The sequence below is a fragment of the Granulicatella sp. WM01 genome, assembly GCF_004570605.1.
In the GTDB taxonomy this organism is placed as follows: Bacteria; Bacillota; Bacilli; order Lactobacillales; family Aerococcaceae; genus WM01.
Genome location: NZ_SPPB01000126.1, coordinates 1 through 859 on the forward strand (window position 1 = coordinate 1; position 859 = coordinate 859).

2 protein-coding genes are annotated in these 859 nt (G+C 26.5%); both read right to left on the reverse strand.

Going from position 1 to position 859, the window contains the following annotated elements:
- A partial coding sequence (locus E4T68_RS08950; protein ID WP_135126052.1) for a hypothetical protein occupies nt 1-259 on the reverse strand: 259 nt, incomplete at its 3' end.
- A 62-nt stretch (nt 260-321) separates the two neighbouring features.
- A complete protein-coding gene (locus tag E4T68_RS08955) occupies nt 322-726 on the reverse strand; it encodes a hypothetical protein (protein WP_135126054.1) in 405 nt (134 codons plus the stop codon).
- Nucleotides 727-859 lie beyond the last annotated feature (133 nt).

An 859-nucleotide genomic window follows, 5' to 3' on the forward strand; every position in this document is an offset into this window, starting at 1 on the left:
TACTAGCAGAATATTTAACTTTTTCACCCTGTTCAATAATGCTCATACCTATTTCATTGTCGTTTAAACCACTTAAAAAATAATCACTTATAAACTCTATGAACATATTATTTATTTCTTCCATTTGGCAATTTGGGTATGTATTTAATAATAGTCTTCTAATATCCTCTTCCCAAATAAAATCTATTTTTTCAGGTATAAAAATAGAACAATCACGGTCGCCCCAACTGACATATAATTCAACTTCTATTGTTTTCATCTTCTTGTTCTCCTGTATATTGTCTCGAACAATTCCCCATAAAATTGATGAAAGATATATAATCATCTCCCCATAAAATTGATGAAAGATATATACTCATCAAAATTACTTAATAAACGTTCTTCAGTAAGTAAGAGTTCCATCATAACAGAAAACTTAAATTGGTAATCAGGCAACTCAGGTAATATAACCATACAATATAGATTAAAAAAGTATTTGTAGTTTTCATCTTCTGGAGTAATGCCCATACTTATTTTATTATTGTTATTTAATTTTCCAGAAAAATAAATATCACTTATGGCTTCTTTAAACATATCATTTATTTCTTCTATTTGGGAGTTAGGGTATGCATTTAATAATATTTTTTTAGTATCCTCATCCCAAACGAAATCTATTTTCTCAGAAATAAAAATAAAATAGTCACAGTCATCACAATCAACATATGCTTCAACTTCTATTGTTTTCATATTTTTCTCCTTTATGTCTTTATGTTGTTTTGATTAGATTATTTTTAATTTAGGTGGTTCTTTATTTTTCATTTTATTTGAATTTTTGTTATTTAGTGTTGTTTCCATTGTATCCTTGACCTGTAAAAATAAG